The following is a 784-nucleotide window of genomic DNA, read 5'->3' on the forward strand; positions in this document are numbered from 1 at the left end:
AAAAAAAGGTTAAAAACGGCAAACTTGATAAAAACAGCATCAATAATAGAGGATATAACAAATACCTCAAGCTGGAATCAGACATAAAGGTAGCTATCGATTACTCCAAGTATGAAATGGATGCAAAATGGGATGGTTTGAAAGGCTATCTGACGAACACAACCTTGAAACCGACAGAAGTCATTGCAGCATACGGAAACCTGTGGCATATCGAAAAAGCTTTTCGGATAAGTAAAACCGATATACGCATAAGGCCTATTTATCATCGCATACCGCGAAGGATAGAAACACACATCTGCATCTGCTTTGTGTCTTATGCAGTCTTTAAGGAGCTGGAACGACTGCTTAAAATCGCCAAAGCAGAGTTTTCTGCAACAAGTGCAATAGAGCTAACAAAGAACATGTATCAGATAAAAATATTCCTGCCAGAATCAAAAACTTATACAACTATACCACTAAAACCCACAGAGCAACAACAGGAACTTATCTCTATTATCATGAAAATTTAGAGTGGGTGTCCCATCGCACAAAACAGGAGAGGGAGTAATTAACTTTTTTTAGATTGAGAAACTATTCAGGCAGATTTGGTTTCTTTTGTTTTTACCTGTTTTTTGCCAATTGTGTTGAATAGTAAAATTGCAGATTACCCGACATGACTCCACTATCAGAATATTTCTCGTTTAATCGGTAAATATTCTACAGCAACTTGTTTCTATGGTATAGGTCAAAGTTATCTATACTACTGCGCAAAAGCTATCGCAGCTGATTGAAATGAATTAAAATT

Annotated in this window: 1 protein-coding gene; it reads left to right on the plus strand. The window is 36.4% G+C overall.

The window, feature by feature from the left end:
- Positions 1-509: IS1634 family transposase (locus MM213_RS20720; RefSeq protein ID WP_241414785.1), on the plus strand; the 509-nt coding region annotated here is incomplete at its 5' end.
- Positions 510-784 lie beyond the last annotated feature (275 nt).

The organism is Belliella alkalica, assembly GCF_022549785.1.
In the GTDB taxonomy this organism is placed as follows: domain Bacteria; phylum Bacteroidota; class Bacteroidia; order Cytophagales; family Cyclobacteriaceae; genus Belliella; species Belliella alkalica.